Genomic DNA, 16542 nt, shown 5'->3' with positions numbered 1-16542 from the left:
GAAAGGTGATTAAAACGATGAGTTTTTTTAAGAGGCTAAAAGAGAAAATTACCCAACAAACAGATGCAGTCACAGAGAAATTTAAGCAAGGTCTTTCAAAAACACGCGATTCTTTCACGGGACGGGTCAATGATTTAATTGCCCGTTATCGAAAAGTGGATGAAGAGTTTTTTGAAGAATTAGAGGAAATTTTAATTTCCGCCGATGTTGGCGTTACAACCGTCATGGAGTTAATTGATGAGTTGAAAATGGAGGTAAAGCGGCGGAACATTCAAGAGACGAAAGAAATGCAAGCTGTTATTTCGGAAAAGCTTGTCGATATTTATCGCGGGGGCCATGATGAATTGGCCACACTGAATATGCAGCCAGATGGCTTAACGGTCATTTTGTTTGTCGGCGTCAACGGTGTCGGAAAAACGACGACGATTGGCAAATTGGCGCATAAGTTAAAATCAGAAGGGAAAACCGTCATGCTGGCAGCGGGGGATACGTTCCGCGCTGGGGCGATTGAGCAGCTAGAAGTATGGGGAGAACGAGTCGGGGTTGAAGTAATCAAGCAATCCGCTGGCTCCGATCCAGCCGCTGTCATGTATGATGCCATTCAAGCAGCTAAAGCGCGCAAAGTCAATGTTTTGCTATGTGATACAGCAGGACGCTTGCAAAATAAAGTGAACTTAATGAAAGAGCTTGAAAAAGTAAAACGTGTCATTGAACGAGAAATTCCGGGGGCGCCGCATGAAGTATTGCTTGTTTTAGATGCGACAACCGGACAAAACGCAATGAGCCAAGCGAAAATTTTTAAAGAAGCAACAAACGTGACAGGCATTGTGCTGACGAAATTGGATGGAACAGCGAAGGGAGGGATTGTCTTAGCAATCCGCAACGAGTTGGACATCCCGGTCAAGCTTGTCGGCCTTGGCGAAAAGATGGATGACTTACAGGAATTTGATCCGGAACAATACGTATACGGTTTGTTTGCCAACTTGGTAGAAGAGTAAAAGAGCAAAAGGATGTCTCAACAAGACTTTGAGACATCTTTTTTTATCAAGAAGGAACCCACAGTGTCTGCGACAAACACTTAGTATGTCAAGTGGCCCCTATATACAAAAACAAGAAAGGCGCTATCTTTGCAAATACAAAGCTCTGTTTATACTAGACAACAACAATCGTTGGGACCGGCGAACTTTTACAACGGACTGTTGGATTTTTACAAAAAGCGATTTTGAGCCTATTTTATTACTCAAGCAAAGAAATGAAACAAGCTGAAAGCTCAACACTTGACACCGCTGTGAAAAGACGCTAAACTAATCATTTGTAAAGGTATTTTACTTAACAAGCGAGGAGGGAGTCTCGTGCTTGAAAAAACAACGAGAATGAATTATCTATACGATTTTTATCAATCGTTGTTAACTCCGAAACAGCGGAGCTACATGTCACTTTATTATTTAGATGATTACTCCCTCGGCGAAATTGCAGAAGAGTATGAAGTAAGCCGTCAAGCGGTTTATGATAACATTAAACGAACGGAAGCGATGCTCGAGGAATACGAGGAAAAACTGCTGCTGTTTCAAAAATTTCAGGACCGGCAAAAGCTGATTAAGCAGCTAAAGCAGCGGACCTTGCAGCAGTATGCCGATGACCGAGAGCTGCTTCAGATGATCGAAGCGTTAGAGAAATTAGAGTAGGAGGCGGTAATGGATGGCATTTGAAGGATTAGCCGACCGTCTGCAAAGTGTCATGAACAAAATCCGCGGCAAAGGAAAGGTAACAGAAGCCGATGTTAAAGAGATGATGCGAGAAGTTCGGCTTGCTTTGTTAGAAGCGGATGTCAACTTTAAAGTTGTCAAGGATTTTGTCAAGCGTGTCAGCGAGCGTGCTGTTGGACAGGAAGTCTTAAAAAGCTTAACTCCGGGCCAGCAGGTTATTAAAGTGGTGAAAGAAGAATTAACCGCGCTAATGGGAGGAGAGCAAAGTAAAATTGCGGTCGCCAGCCGCCCGCCGACGGTGATTATGATGGTTGGCTTACAGGGAGCCGGAAAGACGACAACAACGGGCAAGCTTGCAAATCTGTTGCGCAAGAAGTACAACCGCAAGCCGCTTTTAGTTGCGGCTGATATTTATCGCCCTGCAGCGATTAAGCAGCTTGAAACACTCGGTAAGCAGCTGAATATGCCAGTATTTGCGCTCGGTGATCAAGTAAGCCCGGTCGAAATCGCCAAACAGGCAATTGCCAAAGCGAAGGAAGAACATCATGACTATGTTCTAATCGACACAGCCGGCCGGCTTCACATTGACGAGACGCTCATGGATGAATTAAAGCAAATTAAAGAATTGACAAATCCGGATGAGATTTTTCTAGTCGTTGATGCGATGACGGGACAGGATGCGGTGAATGTTGCGCAAAGCTTCAATGAACAGCTCGGCTTAACAGGGGTTATTTTAACGAAGCTTGATGGCGATACGCGCGGCGGTGCCGCATTGTCCATTAAAGCTGTAACAGACACGCCGATTAAATTTGTCGGGATGGGCGAGAAAATGGATGCGCTGGAACCGTTTCATCCTGAAAGAATGGCTTCGCGTATTTTAGGAATGGGTGATGTGCTGACGCTCATTGAAAAAGCCCAGGCCGCTGTTGATGAAGAGAAAGCGAAAGAGCTTGAGCAAAAAATGCGCACAATGTCCTTCACATTCGATGATTTTCTTGAACAGCTTGGTCAAGTGCGCAAAATGGGGCCGCTTGACGAAATTTTAAAAATGCTTCCAGGAGCTAATAAAATTAAAGGATTAAACAATATTCAAATTGACGACAAGCAAATTGGCCGCGTGGAAGCGATTATTCGTTCGATGACAAAAGAAGAAAAAATCAATCCTGAAATCATTAATGCAAGCCGCAAAAAGCGGATTGCAAAAGGAAGCGGTACATCCGTTCAGGAAGTTAACCGCTTGCTTAAGCAGTTTGATGAAATGAAAAAAATGATGAAAATGATGACAACCATGCCAAAAGGAAAGAAAAAAGGGTTTAAATTCCCTTTTATGTAGGGGATAATGTGTTAAGAAAAAAAACTTTACAAACTAGATGATTATTGCTAATATACTATCTTGTGTGAACTATTTACGGAGGTGCTAGAAAAATGGCAGTAAAAATTCGTTTAAAACGCATGGGTGCGAAAAAATCACCTTTTTATCGTATTGTAGTAGCGGACTCTCGCTCACCGCGCGACGGCCGTTTTATTGAAACAATCGGCACATACAACCCGGTTGCAGAGCCAGCTGAAGTAAAAATCAATGAAGAGTTGGCGTTAAAATGGCTACAAAACGGCGCGAAACCATCTGACACAGTTCGCAATCTTTTTTCTAAGCAAGGAATTTTAGAGAAATTCCATCATTTAAAATACGGCAAGTAATGGCCGTGATCGTAGATGAAAGCGTTAATTGAGACGATTGTACGGGCGCTTGTCGATTATCCTGAAGATGTAGTGGTAACGGAGTCTTCGCATGAAAATACGGTTACCTATGTTTTATCGGTGCACGAAGAAGACATCGGAAAGGTGATTGGAAAGCAGGGCCGCACGATTCATGCCATTCGGACGGTCGTGTACGCTGCTGCGTCCGATCAGCCAAAGCGCGTGATCGTGCAAATTAAAGATAAAGGGTGAGGACAAATCCTCCCCTTTTTTTATATAATAAGGAAGCATCCATATTTGGATGACCTAGGCTTTCATCGCCTCGAGAGGAAGCCTCTTTTTCAAAGCTGGTGCGCTCTGTCCTTAGAGACAGGAGTGCTCCCTTGTTTGATTACCGCTTTAGGGGTGGGGCTATGAAAATTATTCAGACCGTCGAAATCAAGCAAATTTTAACGGATAAAAGCAAAAAAGAGCTGTATGATCGATTCCTGAAAAGAAAGCGGCAGCTCCAGCAGGAGTGTGATCAGCTGCGTTTTGAGCAAAAGCGGCTTGAAAAGAGCACAAAGCAACCGTCTCATGCATTAAAGCAATATTTTATCAAAGAACTAAATGAGAGATTAGAAAAAATTAAGCTTCTTGATTTCCAAATCGAACAATTGCAAATTCTTCCGTTAGGGAGCGAATTGAAAGAGCGGGAAGTGCAAGCGTTAATTGAAGTGAACGTAGGAGACCGCTGGGAAGATGTGGCCGTGAAACGAACGATCGTGATCGAAGATGGAATTGTAAAAGAAATTCGTTGAAAAGAGGTGAGGATCAAACATGACAAAATGGTTTCATGTAGGGACAATTGTCAATACACATGGTATTCGCGGCGAGGTGCGAGTCGTTTCCAAAACGGATTTTGCCGAAGAACGCTATAAAATTGGCAACCTTCTCTACGTTTTTATGAACCACTCATCGGAACCGATCGAAGTGAAGGTGAAAAGCCATCGCGTCCATAAATCGTTTGATTTATTGTCTTTTGAGGGATATGATAACATCAATCTTGTAGAAAAATTTAAGGGAGCGGCTTTGAAAGTCCCTGAGAGCCAGCTTGGCCAGTTGGGAGAGGGAGAGTATTATTTCCATGAAATTATTGGCTGCACCGTGATCACAGAAGAAGGTGAAACGATTGGCATCGTCAAGGAAATATTGACTCCTGGTGCCAATGATGTATGGGTAGTCAAGCGGAAAAATGAGAAAGATGCGCTGATTCCGTACATTGATGATGTCGTCATCCGCGTCAATCCTGAAGAAAAGAAAATTACGATTCGTCCGATGGAAGGATTGCTTGAATAATGAAAATTGATATTTTAACATTGTTCCCAAATATGTTTGCAGGCGTGTTTAATGAATCGATTTTAAAAAAAGCGCAGGAAAAGCGAGCAGTGGCTATTAATGTGGTGAATTTCCGTGAATTTGCTGATAATAAGCACCAGACGGTGGATGATTATCCGTATGGGGGCGGTGCAGGAATGGTATTAAAGCCGCAGCCGATTTTCGATGCCGTTGCTCATTTGACGCAGCATTCGCCAAACGCGCGCATTATTTTGCTCTGTCCGCAAGGCGAACGATATACGCAACGAAAAGCGGAAGAGCTGGCCAAGGAATCTCACTTAATTTTCATTTGTGGGCATTATGAAGGATATGATGAACGGATTCGTGAGCATTTAGTAACCGATGAAATTTCGCTTGGCGACTTCGTCTTAACAGGAGGAGAACTAGGGGCAATGGTCATCGTCGACAGTGTGGTCCGCCTGTTGCCGGGAGTCTTAGGAAACGAAGCTTCCTCTGTACACGATTCATACAGCTCAGGCTTGCTAGAGCATCCTCATTATACACGCCCCGCCGATTTCCGCGGCTTCAAGGTGCCAGAGGTCCTGTTATCAGGCAATCACCGCTTAATTGAGGAGTGGAGGCAAAAAGAATCGCTGCGCCGTACTTTTTTGCGCCGTCCGGATCTGCTTGAAACATGCGAATTAACGGAACAGCAAAAAAAGTGGTTGGAGGAATTTCAAAAAAACGAACGGTAACTATTGCATACAATACCCCTTTATGCTAGTATAATCTTTGTGACTTAAGTCTGCTTAAGTCGTTTAAAACGATGTTCCGCTGCAATGATGGAAAAGCATTGGTATGAGCATCTGTTGGAAGGAGTTGAAGATGATGCATCATTTAATCCAAGAAATCACAAAAGAACAATTACGTACAGACATGCCTGAGTTTCGCCCTGGTGACACAGTGCGCGTTCACGTAAAGGTTATCGAAGGAAACCGTGAGCGTATTCAGGTGTTTGAAGGCGTTGTGATCAAGCGTCGCGGTGCTGGCGTGAGCGAAACATTCACTGTTCGTAAGGTTTCGTACGGTGTAGGTGTAGAGCGCACGTTCCCAGTTCATACGCCAAAAATTGCGAAGCTTGAAGTTGTTCGCCGCGGTAAAGTGCGTCGTGCGAAACTTTACTACTTGCGTCAACTTCGCGGTAAAGCTGCACGCATCAAGGAAATCCGCTAGGTGGTCCGCCGTATTCGCCGACCGAACGGCAGCGGGTCGAAGCGTACAACATGAACATGTAAATGATGAAACAAGGAGCTTGGGGTTCAAGCTCCTTTTTTCTAATCAAATTAGACGTAGGTGGGAGAAAGAATGGCAAAACAAAAAAGTGAGACATGGGAATGGTTAAAAGCGATCGTGATTGCGGTGTTGTTGGCCGGAGGCATTCGCTATTTCATTTTTGCCCCGATTGTCGTTGACGGCCAATCCATGATGCCGACTCTTCACGATCGTGATCGCATGATTGTTAATAAGCTGTCTTATAAAATTGGTGAACCGCACCGTTTTGACATTATCGTTTTTCATGCTGAAGAGGGGAAAGATTATATTAAGCGGGTCATCGGCTTGCCTGGTGATCGCATCGAATATAAAGATGATACATTGTATGTAAACGGAAAGCCTTATAAAGAACCGTACTTAGACCAATATAAAAAACAAGTGATTGATGGGCCATTAACAGAGCCGTTTACGTTGGAGGACATTCCAGGAGGGCAAGCAACCGTGCCAAAAGGTTATTTGTTTGTGATGGGCGATAACCGCCGCTTCAGCAAAGATAGCCGTCACATCGGCTTTATTCCGATGGAAAAGGTAGTGGGAAAAACCAATCTTGTATATTGGCCGCTTTCTGATGCCCGTATTATTAAGTAAGTAGGTGGAAGCAATGACAATCCAGTGGTTTCCGGGCCATATGGCAAAAGCGAAACGCGAAGTGCAGGAAAAACTAAAATTAATTGACATCGTTTTTGAATTAGTGGATGCGAGAATCCCTTTATCTTCAAGAAATCCGATGATTGATGAGATTTTAGCGAATAAACCGCGCATCGTTTTGTTAAACAAGGCAGATATGGCGGATGAAGCCATTACTGCACAGTGGATTTCCTATTTTGAACAACAAGCCTTGCATGCGTTAGCCATTGACTCTCAAGGCGGAAAAGGAACCAAACAAATTGTGGCTGCAGCTAAAAATATGCTGAAAGATAAATTTGCTAAAATGGCAGCCAAGGGAATTAAAAACCCGCGACCGATGCGCGCGCTCATTGTCGGCATTCCCAATGTCGGAAAATCAACCCTCATCAATCGGCTAGCTGGCAAACATATCGCCAAAACAGGGGACAAGCCAGGCGTGACCAAAGCACAACAATGGATTAAGGTTGGAAAAGAAATGGAGCTGTTAGATACTCCGGGAATTTTGTGGCCGAAGTTTGAAGAGGAGGAGGTAGGGCTAAAGCTCGCTGCGACAGGAGCGATTAAAGATGCGATTTTAAATTTGCAGGACGTGGCGGTTTATGCCCTTCGCTTTTTAAAACAACATTATCCAGATCGTTTAAAAGAGCGCTATTCTCTTCAAGAAATTCCCGAAGATATCGTTGAGCTATTTGATGAAATTGGTAAACGCCGCGGTTGTTTAATGGCCGGTGGAGCCATCGATTACGATAAAGTAGCAGAGCTTGTTCTGCGTGATGTCCGTACAGAAAAGCTAGGACGTCTCAGCTTTGAAAAACCATAACGTTCGAAAAACAGGATGTCAGATTGTAGACAAAGTCAAAATGAACTTTGTCTACAATCATTTTAGGCCCCCCCTTTCTTTACCTCGGACTGTTTTGAATCCCCTTGTCAAACAAGAAGCAGCGCGGATGAACGAAGCAAGTTACGCAGGGGGAAAGAGCGAATCAACAGTTTAAAAGCCTAAAAACAGGCTTTATTTTTTAGAAAGCGCGCCGATATAAAAGATATAAGAGAAAGGAACGAATCATGACATGAAGCGTACAGCAAAGGAGATCGAACAGCTATTGCAAACGATTGACGACGCTCAGCATCCGTTGTTGCAGGAATTTATGAACGACGAGCGGGTTAGCGTCCAAAAGCTTATTGCTCGCTGGCACAAGCGAAAACAAGCAGCAGAAAAAGAACGTCAGCTTTGGGAAAAGATGTCACAGCATGAGCAACAGCTCTATCGCCAAGGAATTTCGTATATTGCTGGCATTGATGAGGTGGGGCGCGGTCCATTAGCGGGTCCAGTTGTAGCTGCAGCTGTTATTTTGCCAAAGGATTTTTATTTGCCGGGATTAAATGACTCTAAAAAGCTGTCAGAAACAAAGCGCGAACATTTGTTTGACCATATTCAGCGCCATGCTATTTCTGTCGGAATTGGGATTGTTTCCGCAGCGGAAATCGATGAGCTGAATATTTATCAGGCAACGAAAAAAGCGATGATACAGGCGGTCAAGATGCTTGCTCCAGAACCGCAATATTTGCTGATTGATGCAATGGAACTACCATTGGCTATTCCGCAGCGAAGCCTCATTAAAGGAGATGCTGCCAGCATTTCAATTGCTGCAGGCTCCGTAATGGCCAAAGTGACGCGCGATCGCATCATGAAAGAGCTTGGCGCTAAATACCCGCAATATGGATTTGAAAAGCATATGGGGTACGGAACGGAGCAGCATTTGCAAGCCATTCGCACATACGGAATTATGAACGAGCATCGACGTTCCTTCGCGCCAGTGAAAGAGGCGCTTAAGCAGAACTGATGTCCCACAGGCACATCAAGCAAGGGGGAGGAGCAAAATGACATCGATTCGGCAGACGGATGGATGGGGAAAATTTCATCGCATGGAATCAGCAAAATCGCTGCCGTTTCGCAGCGGCCAGGTCATATATGGGAGTGTGGAAAAAATCAATGATCCGCAGCGCGCGCTCGTAAAAATCGGACAGGAAACGGTTCTGGCGGAGATGCAGACGCCATTATCAGAAGGAGGACGTTACTGGTTTCAGCTCTTAGCTGAACATGAAACCATTCGTTTACAGCTCATTGCAAAATCAGAGACAGCAGGCGATGAAGCAGGAATCAATCACGCCGTATTCCATTTGACAAAAAGCTGGGGGCTTCCGCGTGAGGCTCAACCGCTTCTCCGTTTTTTGTTGCAAAAGCAGCTCCCTGTTGTGAAAGAAGAGGTGCTTCAAGCAACCAAATGGCTTATAGCAACAAAAGAGACAGAAATGAATTTACGGGCCATTCAATGGATGTACACAAACCAGCTTCCGCTCACCGAAGACGTCTTTCAAGCGATAAAAGCGGTTCAACAGCCCGATTTATTATCAAATCAGCTGCTAAAACTGCAAGATTTGCTCGCCTCCATGCCAGATGACCAAAAACCGGACGCCATTCGTACGCTATTAACAACACTGCAGCGCATGACAAGCCGGATGGACGATATCGATCAAACCCTCTTTTCTTTGCTAAAAGATTGGATTCAGCAGGGAGACCGGGAGGCATATCGAGCTTTACAAAAAGTAGGAGGATGGCCGCAGGAAGTAACAGAAAATTCATGGAGTTGGTTTGCCAAGCAAATTCAAATTCACGGCAAGACATTTTCCCTTCCGCTGTCGTCTGCCGTTCTTGAGGAGCATGATGCAAAGAAGCAGCTTTCTGATTGGATTGCACAACTGCAGCACGATTGGCAAACAAATCGAAGCAAAGCAAGCGAGCAGGTGCGCGCTTTTATGACCGCTCTCAACGGTGGAGAGCTACCTTCTCGGCTTTCGGATTTTTATGAAGCTTATTTAAAAGGGGAGCTACCGGACCAGCCGCTGTTATCTTTGGACGATGAAGCGGCTTCTGTGATGATTGCTCACCATATGAAAAAGATCGGGCAATGGCTCGGGCTGAATTATGAAGCGGAATTAAAAAAATGGATGAAAGCTGATTCTCCCGGCCATTTTGACGAGCTAAAACCGCTTCTGCTGCGCGTGTACGACGAAGTACAGCTCCCTGCTTTAAAGGAACAGCTTGAAGCGCTGATTCATCGCTTGACAGGGCAGCAGCTCCTTTCTCAATCACAAGGACCGATTCAGCAGTTGTTTTGGCAGTTTCCGCTCCGCTTCGCAGATCACGTAACGGATGTGATCGTGCGCTGGCAGGGAAGAAAAAAGAGAAATGGAGAAATTGATCCGCACTATTGTCATATCTTGTTTTATTTGCAATTAGAGCGGCTGAAGGAAACCATAGTAGATGTTCGCATTCAAAACAGTATTCTTCATGTAACCTTATGGAATCATACACCACAAATCGAGCAGCTGGTGTCTCGAATGCAGCCGTTATTAAAGGAACGATTAGAGGCATGCGGATATGTGTTGTCAGGAATAAAGGTAGCGGCAGCCGAGCAGCAGCAGAAAAATGATTGGCTGTTCTCGCGTATTTTGATGAGCCATTCAGGGGTGGATTATCGAGTATGAAAGAAGAAAAAATGAAACAAGCGGTTGCATTGACGTATCGTCCTCATGAGCAATCAGCTCCTACCGTTATTGCTAAAGGAAAAGGAAAGGTAGCAGAAAATTTAATTGCGACGGCCAAAGAGCATAGCATTCCGATTCAAAAAGATCCATCGCTTGTCGAGTTGTTAAGCGAACTAGAGATTAATGAAGCCATTCCTGAACAGCTATATCAAGTCGTTGCAGAGCTGTTTGCTTTTGTCTATCAAATGGATCGCCAATTAGATGCACATGATTAAAGGCTGCTTTGCTCAACAGCAAAGCAGCCTTTTGTCAGAGAGGATTTTTCTGATTTTGTGTCGAAATGGTAGACAATATGGAAAGTAACATTATACAATGAAAGCGCTAGTACTTTTATTTTTATACATAGGAGGATGGGATATGAATATTCATGAGTATCAAGGCAAAGAGATCCTCAGAAGCTACGGAGTTGCCGTGCCAAACGGGCGCGTAGCATTCTCTGTTGAAGAAGCAGTCGAAGCGGCTAAAGAATTAGGAACCTCTGTTTGTGTCGTAAAAGCGCAAATCCACGCTGGCGGCCGCGGAAAAGCCGGAGGGGTAAAAGTAGCGAAAAGCTTAGAGGAAGTTCGTACATATGCAAGCGAACTGCTAGGAAAAGTGCTTGTCACTCATCAAACCGGACCTGAAGGAAAAGAAGTCAAGCGCCTTTTAATTGAGGAAGGATGCGATATCAAGAAAGAGTATTATATCGGCCTTGTTGTTGATCGTGCAACTTCTCGCGTTGTGCTGATGGGCTCTGAAGAAGGCGGTACAGAGATTGAAGAAGTAGCCGCAAAAACACCGGAGAAAATTTTTAAAGAGTATGTTGATCCTGCGGTAGGTTTGCAAGCGTTTCAAGCGCGTCGCTTGGCATTTAACATCAACATTCCGAAAGAGCTGATCAATCAAGCAGTCAAATTTATGATGGGCTTATACCAAGTATTCGTGGAAAAAGATTGCTCGATCGCCGAAATCAACCCGCTTGTCGTCACGGGCGACGGCAAAGTCATGGCGCTTGACGCGAAGTTAAATTTTGATTCCAACGCGCTCTATCGCCATAAAGATGTGCTTGAATACCGCGACTTGGACGAAGAAGATCCAAAAGAAGTGGAAGCATCTAAATTTGATTTGAACTACATTGCGCTTGATGGCAACATCGGCTGCATGGTGAACGGTGCTGGCCTTGCGATGGCAACAATGGATATCATTAAATACTACGGCGGCGAACCGGCGAACTTCTTAGATGTCGGCGGCGGCGCGACAACGGAAAAAGTAACAGAAGCGTTCAAAATCATCTTGTCTGACCCGAAAGTAAAAGGCATTTTTGTTAACATTTTCGGCGGTATTATGAAATGTGATGTCATTGCAACTGGAATTGTTGAAGCAACGAAACAAGTCGGCTTGGAGCTTCCGCTTGTTGTTCGTTTAGAAGGCACCAACGTTGAACTAGGGAAGAAAATTTTAGAGGAGTCTGGCTTAAACATTACAGCTGCTGAATCGATGGCAGACGGCGCACAAAAAATCGTGGAATTAGTACGTTAAGAAGGCGAGGGAGAAGAATGAGCGTTTTTGTTAACAAAGATACAAAAGTCATTGTTCAAGGGATTACAGGATCGCAAGGATTATTCCATACGAAGCAAATGCTTGAATACGGAACGAAAATTGTTGGCGGTGTAACGCCAGGAAAAGGCGGTACAGAAGTCGAAGGAGTTCCGGTATTTAATACGGTTTCTGAAGCGGTTGCAAAAACAGGAGCAAATGCCTCTGTTGTTTATGTTCCGCCTGCATTTGCTGCGGAAGCGATTATGGAAGCAGTTGATGCGGAATTAGATCTTGTTGTCTGCATTACAGAAGGCATTCCTGTGCTTGATATGGTCAAAGTGAAGCGCTACATGGAAGGAAAGAAAACGCGTTTGATCGGACCGAACTGCCCTGGCGTGATCACACCAGAAGAGTGCAAAATCGGCATTATGCCTGGCTACATCCATAAAAAGGGCCATGTCGGTATCGTATCTCGTTCTGGTACATTAACATACGAAGCGGTACATCAGTTGACGCAAGCAGGAATTGGGCAATCTACAGCAGTTGGTATCGGTGGCGACCCTGTCAACGGTACAAACTTTATCGATGTCTTAAAAGCATTTAATGAAGATGAAGAAACATATGCAGTCATTATGATTGGTGAAATCGGCGGTACAGCAGAAGAAGAAGCGGCTGAGTGGGTCAAAGCGAACATGAAAAAGCCGGTAGTCGGCTTCATTGGCGGTCAAACAGCACCTCCTGGAAAACGTATGGGCCATGCTGGTGCGATCATTTCTGGCGGCAAAGGGACAGCTGCAGAAAAAATTAAGAAAATGAATGAATGCGGCATTAAAGTAGCGGATACTCCTGCTGTGATCGGCGAAACATTAATTGCCGTGTTAAAAGAGCAAGGGCTTTATGAAAAATGTAAAACACATTAATCAATAAGGAGCAACCGTCCCGCATACAAGAGCGCCGTCCGCTCAGTGCGGGATGGTTTTTTGCATACAAAGGATAACTGCCGTCCTTTATTGTGTGAGAGCGGTTTTTTGACAAGGGGCATAAATGGGTAAACGAAAATTCAACATGTGTGATTGTTCTCAGTCATTCGACAGTCGAAATCAAGCCGTTGTTTCAGCGAAAAAGTGAAGCGGTTGATATGCCAAGTTGCAGCTCAAATAGATAACTTGAAAAATCGCTATGTTATTTGTGCCAATGAAGAAATCGCCTCCATGATTGACCTCTGTCCTACATCATGGATCAAACTAGGTGTGTCCCCATCAAGATCGTTTGCTTTTCTCCTGTCACCATTTACGATTCGCATGCGTTTCCCCAATCATGATATTGCCAGTTTTATGAGGGATTAGCCCATCAACACAATTGGATAGAGATCGAATGAAAAGACGGAACCATGAGTCTATTCAGAGGCAGAATCCTATTTTTTTCGACGGTCTTTGACCGTCATAGATACTGATGGACACCTCCGATTGGATTGATAGAATTCAAATCAGCTAGACCGGATGGCGCCGCTAAAAAGAAAGGCTGACAGGTGAGCTCAGTTCTATATAAATCGCTGGTCAAGCGGTGTTCTTGTTCCAGAAGAAGAGAATTTGTGGTCATGTGTTTCTGTATATGTGTCTGATGTAGCTGAATTTGAAAGGATTTTAAGAGAGGAGAGATGAAATGTATACCTCGCTTCGTGAACGTCTGATTCATCTTCATCATTGTCGTGGTGCAGGCTGGAAAACGATTCATCGCCTCTTGCAACAAGATCCATCGCTTTCTTCCATTTTTTCACTCTCTTATTCAACTCTTGCTTCCTTTATGTCGATTTCTCCCGAACAATATTCTTTGTTTTTCCAAGATTTACATTCCATTGATATGCAAAGTATGATAAAAACATATAGGGACAACAATATTCATATCGTTACGGTTTTTGATGACATTTATCCGAAGTGGCTCAAACACATCTTTGCCCCGCCTTGGGTGTTATATGCCAAAGGGAATATTGAATGGCTTTCATCTTGTAAAATGATCAGTATGGTTGGAACGAGAAAGCCGACCGAGGAAGGGATTCGTGCTCTGCGCCTTTTAGTGCCGCCGTTGATTCAGCATGACTGGACGATTGTCAGCGGCCTTGCTTTAGGAATTGATGCAGCTGCGCATCAAACGGCTGTCCAATCCGGGGGAAAAACGATTGCCGTCATTGCTGGAGGAGTCGAGCATATTTATCCCAAACAAAATCGCTCACTGGCAGAAAAGCTAATGAATGAACATTTAGTGGTTTCAGAATATCCGCCGCACACAAAGCCGCAAAAATGGCAATTTCCGCTGCGAAATCGGATTATTAGCGGCTTGTCGCTTGGAACGGTTGTCGTTCAAGCAAAAGAGAAAAGCGGTTCACTCATTACTGCTTCCCTTGCCTTGGAAGCGGGAAGAGAGGTGTTTGCGGTGCCGGGCTCCATTTTTCTTGAGCAGGCAGATGGAACCAATCAATTGATTCAGATGGGCGCAAAGCTTGTTCGGTCTGCGTGGGATATTATGGAGGAATTCTCCGCTATTTTTCCATTAAAATAAAAATTTTTTTACATCTTGTTTGACAAATGTCATAAGAATCATTAATAATAATGAAGATTTTAAATATAACCTCTTAAGGGAGGAAACGGTATGTCAGATTATCTCGTCATTGTTGAATCACCAGCAAAAGCAAAGACGATTGAACGATATTTAGGAAAAAAGTATAAAGTAAAAGCCTCGATGGGACATATTCGCGATTTGCCGAAAAGCCAAATGGGCGTTGACATAAAAAATAATTATGAGCCAAAATATATTACCATTCGCGGCAAGGGGCCAGTCATTAAAGATTTGAAAACAGCGGCTAAAAAAGCGAAAAAAGTCTTTTTAGCGGCTGACCCGGACCGTGAAGGAGAAGCGATCGCTTGGCATTTAGCCCATATGCTCGATCTTGATATTCATTCCGATTGCCGTGTGGTCTTTAATGAGATTACAAAGGATGCGATCCGTGAATCCTTCCAGCATCCTCGGGCGATCAATATGCATTTGGTGGATGCCCAGCAAGCTCGACGTGTTCTTGACAGACTTGTAGGCTATAATATTAGCCCGTTGCTTTGGAAAAAAGTAAAAAAGGGACTAAGCGCGGGAAGAGTGCAGTCCGTTGCTTTGCGGTTGATCATTGATCGCGAAAAAGAAATTAAAGAATTTCAGCCTGAGGAATATTGGTCCATTCAAGCGGAATTTGTGAAGCAAAATGAAGTGTTTACGGCGTTTTTTTATGGATTGGATGGACAAAAACTCGATTTAAAACAGGAAAAGGATGTCAAGCTCGTTTTAGAACGCCTTAAAGGCCAATATTTTACGGTGAAATCGGTAACGAAAAAGGAGCGGAAGCGAAACCCGGTGCCGCCATTTACGACCTCATCTCTGCAACAAGAAGCGGCGCGTAAGCTGAATTTCCGCACCAAAAAGACGATGATGCTCGCTCAGCAGCTCTATGAAGGGATTGATCTTGGAAGCGAAGGAACGGTCGGTTTAATTACATACATGCGCACGGACTCAACACGTGTCTCTGAGTCAGCGCAAAATGAAGCGCTTTCGTATATTGAAAAAGCATTTGGTGCAGAGTACGTAGCACAAGAAAAGCGAAAAGAAAAGAAAAATACAGCAGCTCAAGATGCTCACGAAGCGATTCGCCCTACATCTGTATTTCGCGATCCTAGCTCGGTAAAGCCATATTTGAGCCGCGATCAATTTCGGCTTTATAAACTGATTTGGGAACGATTTGTCGCCAGTCAAATGGCTCCTGCGCTTTTGGACACGATGAGTGTCGATTTAGAAAACGGGGGAGTGATTTTCCGCGCTAGCGGCTCCAAAGTAAAATTTGCTGGATTTATGAAAGTATACGTGGAGGGGACAGATGACCAGACGGATGAGCAAGATCGTTTACTTCCTGACCTTCAAGAAGGAGAAAAAGTGATTGGAAAGGACATAGAACCGAAGCAACATTTTACACAGCCGCCTCCGCGCTATACGGAAGCTAGATTAGTCAAAACACTGGAAGAGCTTGGAATCGGTCGCCCGTCGACTTATGCTCCAACCTTGGACACGATTCAAAAGCGCAATTATGTTGTGCTGGAAAATAAACGATTTGTGCCAACGGAGCTTGGTGAAATTGTCTTGGAATTAATTTTAGAGTTTTTCCCAGAGATTTTAGACGTCGAATTTACAGCAAAAATGGAAAAAAGCTTAGATGAGATTGAAGAGGGGAAAATTCAATGGATTCAAGTGATTGATGAATTTTACAGCGGATTCGAAAAAAGCTTGCAAATTGCGGAAAAAGAGATGAAGGAAGTCGAAATCAAGGATGAACCGGCTGGGATTGATTGTGAAGAATGCGGAAGCCCGATGGTTTATAAGATGGGAAGATTCGGCAAGTTTATTGCCTGCTCCAATTTTCCGGATTGTCGTCATACAAAGCCGATCGTGAAAGAAATCGGTGTAAAATGTCCGCAATGCGGCGAAGGAAATCTTGTTGAACGAAACAGCAAGAAAAGGCGAATATTTTATGGATGCGATCAGTTTCCAGCCTGTGATTTTATGTCGTGGGATAAACCGCTTGCGCGTCCTTGTCCAAAATGTGAAGGGTTACTAGTAGAGAAAAAATTAAAAAAAGGCATACAAGTTCAATGTAATCAATGTGACTACCAAGAGAAACCGCAAGCATGATCGGTGGGCGACC

18 protein-coding genes are annotated in these 16542 nt (G+C 44.1%); all 18 read left to right on the top strand.

Annotation, left to right across the window (positions count from 1 at the left end):
- The first annotated feature begins 17 nt into the window (after positions 1 to 17).
- The 18 genes from ftsY (at position 18) to topA (ending at position 16529) form a co-directional block, all read left to right on the top strand.
- A complete protein-coding gene (ftsY, locus tag GFC28_RS06125) occupies positions 18 to 998 on the top strand; it encodes a signal recognition particle-docking protein FtsY (protein ID WP_044746171.1) in 981 nt (326 codons plus the stop codon).
- A 354-nt stretch (positions 999 to 1352) separates the two neighbouring features.
- A complete protein-coding gene (locus GFC28_RS06120) occupies positions 1353 to 1685 on the top strand; it encodes a putative DNA-binding protein (RefSeq protein ID WP_044746170.1) in 333 nt (110 codons plus the stop codon).
- A 13-nt stretch (positions 1686 to 1698) separates the two neighbouring features.
- Positions 1699 to 3039 (top strand): signal recognition particle protein, encoded by a 1341-nt coding sequence (gene ffh, locus GFC28_RS06115; protein ID WP_044746169.1) that lies wholly within the window; start codon positions 1699 to 1701, stop codon positions 3037 to 3039.
- Positions 3040 to 3131: 92 nt separating this feature from the next.
- Positions 3132 to 3404 (top strand): 30S ribosomal protein S16, encoded by a 273-nt coding sequence (gene rpsP / locus GFC28_RS06110; protein WP_044746168.1) that lies wholly within the window; start codon positions 3132 to 3134, stop codon positions 3402 to 3404.
- A gap of 15 nt (positions 3405 to 3419) precedes the next feature.
- Entirely contained in the window at positions 3420 to 3656 is a 237-nt protein-coding gene (locus GFC28_RS06105; protein ID WP_044746167.1) for a KH domain-containing protein, read from the top strand.
- A 161-nt stretch (positions 3657 to 3817) separates the two neighbouring features.
- Positions 3818 to 4204: a YlqD family protein gene (locus GFC28_RS06100; protein ID WP_044746166.1), complete on the top strand. Its 387-nt coding sequence runs from the start codon at positions 3818 to 3820 to the stop codon at positions 4202 to 4204.
- A 19-nt stretch (positions 4205 to 4223) separates the two neighbouring features.
- Positions 4224 to 4742 (top strand): ribosome maturation factor RimM, encoded by a 519-nt coding sequence (rimM, locus tag GFC28_RS06095; protein WP_044746165.1) that lies wholly within the window; start codon positions 4224 to 4226, stop codon positions 4740 to 4742.
- Complete coding sequence (gene trmD, locus GFC28_RS06090) at positions 4742 to 5476, top strand: tRNA (guanosine(37)-N1)-methyltransferase TrmD (protein WP_044746164.1); 735 nt, start codon at positions 4742 to 4744, stop codon at positions 5474 to 5476. Before rimM ends, trmD begins: the two co-directional genes overlap by 1 nt.
- 133 nt (positions 5477 to 5609) lie before the next feature.
- Complete coding sequence (gene rplS / locus GFC28_RS06085; RefSeq protein WP_044746163.1) at positions 5610 to 5954, top strand: 50S ribosomal protein L19; 345 nt, start codon at positions 5610 to 5612, stop codon at positions 5952 to 5954.
- Between the two features lie 132 nt (positions 5955 to 6086).
- The gene (lepB, locus tag GFC28_RS06080; protein ID WP_044746162.1) at positions 6087 to 6641 is read left to right on the top strand and encodes a signal peptidase I; all 555 of its coding nucleotides are present in this window, start codon (positions 6087 to 6089) and stop codon (positions 6639 to 6641) included.
- A 4-nt stretch (positions 6642 to 6645) separates the two neighbouring features.
- A complete protein-coding gene (gene ylqF / locus GFC28_RS06075) occupies positions 6646 to 7500 on the top strand; it encodes a ribosome biogenesis GTPase YlqF (RefSeq protein WP_172798641.1) in 855 nt (284 codons plus the stop codon).
- Positions 7501 to 7750: 250 nt separating this feature from the next.
- Entirely contained in the window at positions 7751 to 8524 is a 774-nt protein-coding gene (locus tag GFC28_RS06070) for a ribonuclease HII (RefSeq protein WP_044746160.1), read from the top strand.
- Positions 8525 to 8561: 37 nt separating this feature from the next.
- Entirely contained in the window at positions 8562 to 10229 is a 1668-nt protein-coding gene (gene fliK / locus GFC28_RS06065; RefSeq protein ID WP_044746159.1) for a flagellar hook-length control protein FliK, read from the top strand.
- Positions 10226 to 10504, top strand: coding sequence for an EscU/YscU/HrcU family type III secretion system export apparatus switch protein (locus tag GFC28_RS06060; protein ID WP_044746158.1), 279 nt, complete (start codon positions 10226 to 10228; stop codon positions 10502 to 10504). The genes fliK and GFC28_RS06060 overlap by 4 nt, the downstream gene beginning before the upstream one ends.
- 142 nt (positions 10505 to 10646) lie before the next feature.
- Positions 10647 to 11807 (top strand): ADP-forming succinate--CoA ligase subunit beta, encoded by a 1161-nt coding sequence (sucC, locus tag GFC28_RS06055; protein ID WP_044746157.1) that lies wholly within the window; start codon positions 10647 to 10649, stop codon positions 11805 to 11807.
- 17 nt (positions 11808 to 11824) lie between these two features.
- Positions 11825 to 12727: a succinate--CoA ligase subunit alpha gene (gene sucD, locus GFC28_RS06050; RefSeq protein WP_044746156.1), complete on the top strand. Its 903-nt coding sequence runs from the start codon at positions 11825 to 11827 to the stop codon at positions 12725 to 12727.
- A gap of 742 nt (positions 12728 to 13469) precedes the next feature.
- On the top strand, positions 13470 to 14363 hold the full coding sequence (dprA, locus tag GFC28_RS06045) for a DNA-processing protein DprA (protein WP_044746155.1): 894 nt from the start codon (positions 13470 to 13472) through the stop codon (positions 14361 to 14363).
- A gap of 90 nt (positions 14364 to 14453) precedes the next feature.
- Positions 14454 to 16529, top strand: coding sequence for a type I DNA topoisomerase (topA, locus tag GFC28_RS06040; protein ID WP_044746154.1), 2076 nt, complete (start codon positions 14454 to 14456; stop codon positions 16527 to 16529).
- Positions 16530 to 16542: the final 13 nt, after the last annotated feature.

The organism is Anoxybacillus sp. B2M1 (genome assembly GCF_001634265.1).
Lineage (GTDB): Bacteria > Bacillota > Bacilli > Bacillales > Anoxybacillaceae > Anoxybacteroides > Anoxybacteroides rupiense.
The sequence above is the reverse complement of the archived record's forward strand: the minus strand, read 5'-3'. Positions and strand labels throughout refer to the sequence as shown.

Coding starts and splice junctions, on each gene's coding strand:
- ftsY (WP_044746171.1), top strand. CDS start 18: ATGAGTTTTTTTAAGAGGCTAAAAGAGAAAATTACCCAACAAACAGAT.
- ffh (WP_044746169.1), top strand. CDS start 1,699: ATGGCATTTGAAGGATTAGCCGACCGTCTGCAAAGTGTCATGAACAAA.
- rpsP (WP_044746168.1), top strand. CDS start 3,132: ATGGCAGTAAAAATTCGTTTAAAACGCATGGGTGCGAAAAAATCACCT.
- GFC28_RS06105 (WP_044746167.1), top strand. CDS start 3,420: ATGAAAGCGTTAATTGAGACGATTGTACGGGCGCTTGTCGATTATCCT.
- GFC28_RS06100 (WP_044746166.1), top strand. CDS start 3,818: ATGAAAATTATTCAGACCGTCGAAATCAAGCAAATTTTAACGGATAAA.
- rimM (WP_044746165.1), top strand. CDS start 4,224: ATGACAAAATGGTTTCATGTAGGGACAATTGTCAATACACATGGTATT.
- trmD (WP_044746164.1), top strand. CDS start 4,742: ATGAAAATTGATATTTTAACATTGTTCCCAAATATGTTTGCAGGCGTG.
- rplS (WP_044746163.1), top strand. CDS start 5,610: ATGCATCATTTAATCCAAGAAATCACAAAAGAACAATTACGTACAGAC.
- lepB (WP_044746162.1), top strand. CDS start 6,087: ATGGCAAAACAAAAAAGTGAGACATGGGAATGGTTAAAAGCGATCGTG.
- GFC28_RS06070 (WP_044746160.1), top strand. CDS start 7,751: ATGAAGCGTACAGCAAAGGAGATCGAACAGCTATTGCAAACGATTGAC.
- fliK (WP_044746159.1), top strand. CDS start 8,562: ATGACATCGATTCGGCAGACGGATGGATGGGGAAAATTTCATCGCATG.
- GFC28_RS06060 (WP_044746158.1), top strand. CDS start 10,226: ATGAAAGAAGAAAAAATGAAACAAGCGGTTGCATTGACGTATCGTCCT.
- sucC (WP_044746157.1), top strand. CDS start 10,647: ATGAATATTCATGAGTATCAAGGCAAAGAGATCCTCAGAAGCTACGGA.
- sucD (WP_044746156.1), top strand. CDS start 11,825: ATGAGCGTTTTTGTTAACAAAGATACAAAAGTCATTGTTCAAGGGATT.
- dprA (WP_044746155.1), top strand. CDS start 13,470: ATGTATACCTCGCTTCGTGAACGTCTGATTCATCTTCATCATTGTCGT.
- topA (WP_044746154.1), top strand. CDS start 14,454: ATGTCAGATTATCTCGTCATTGTTGAATCACCAGCAAAAGCAAAGACG.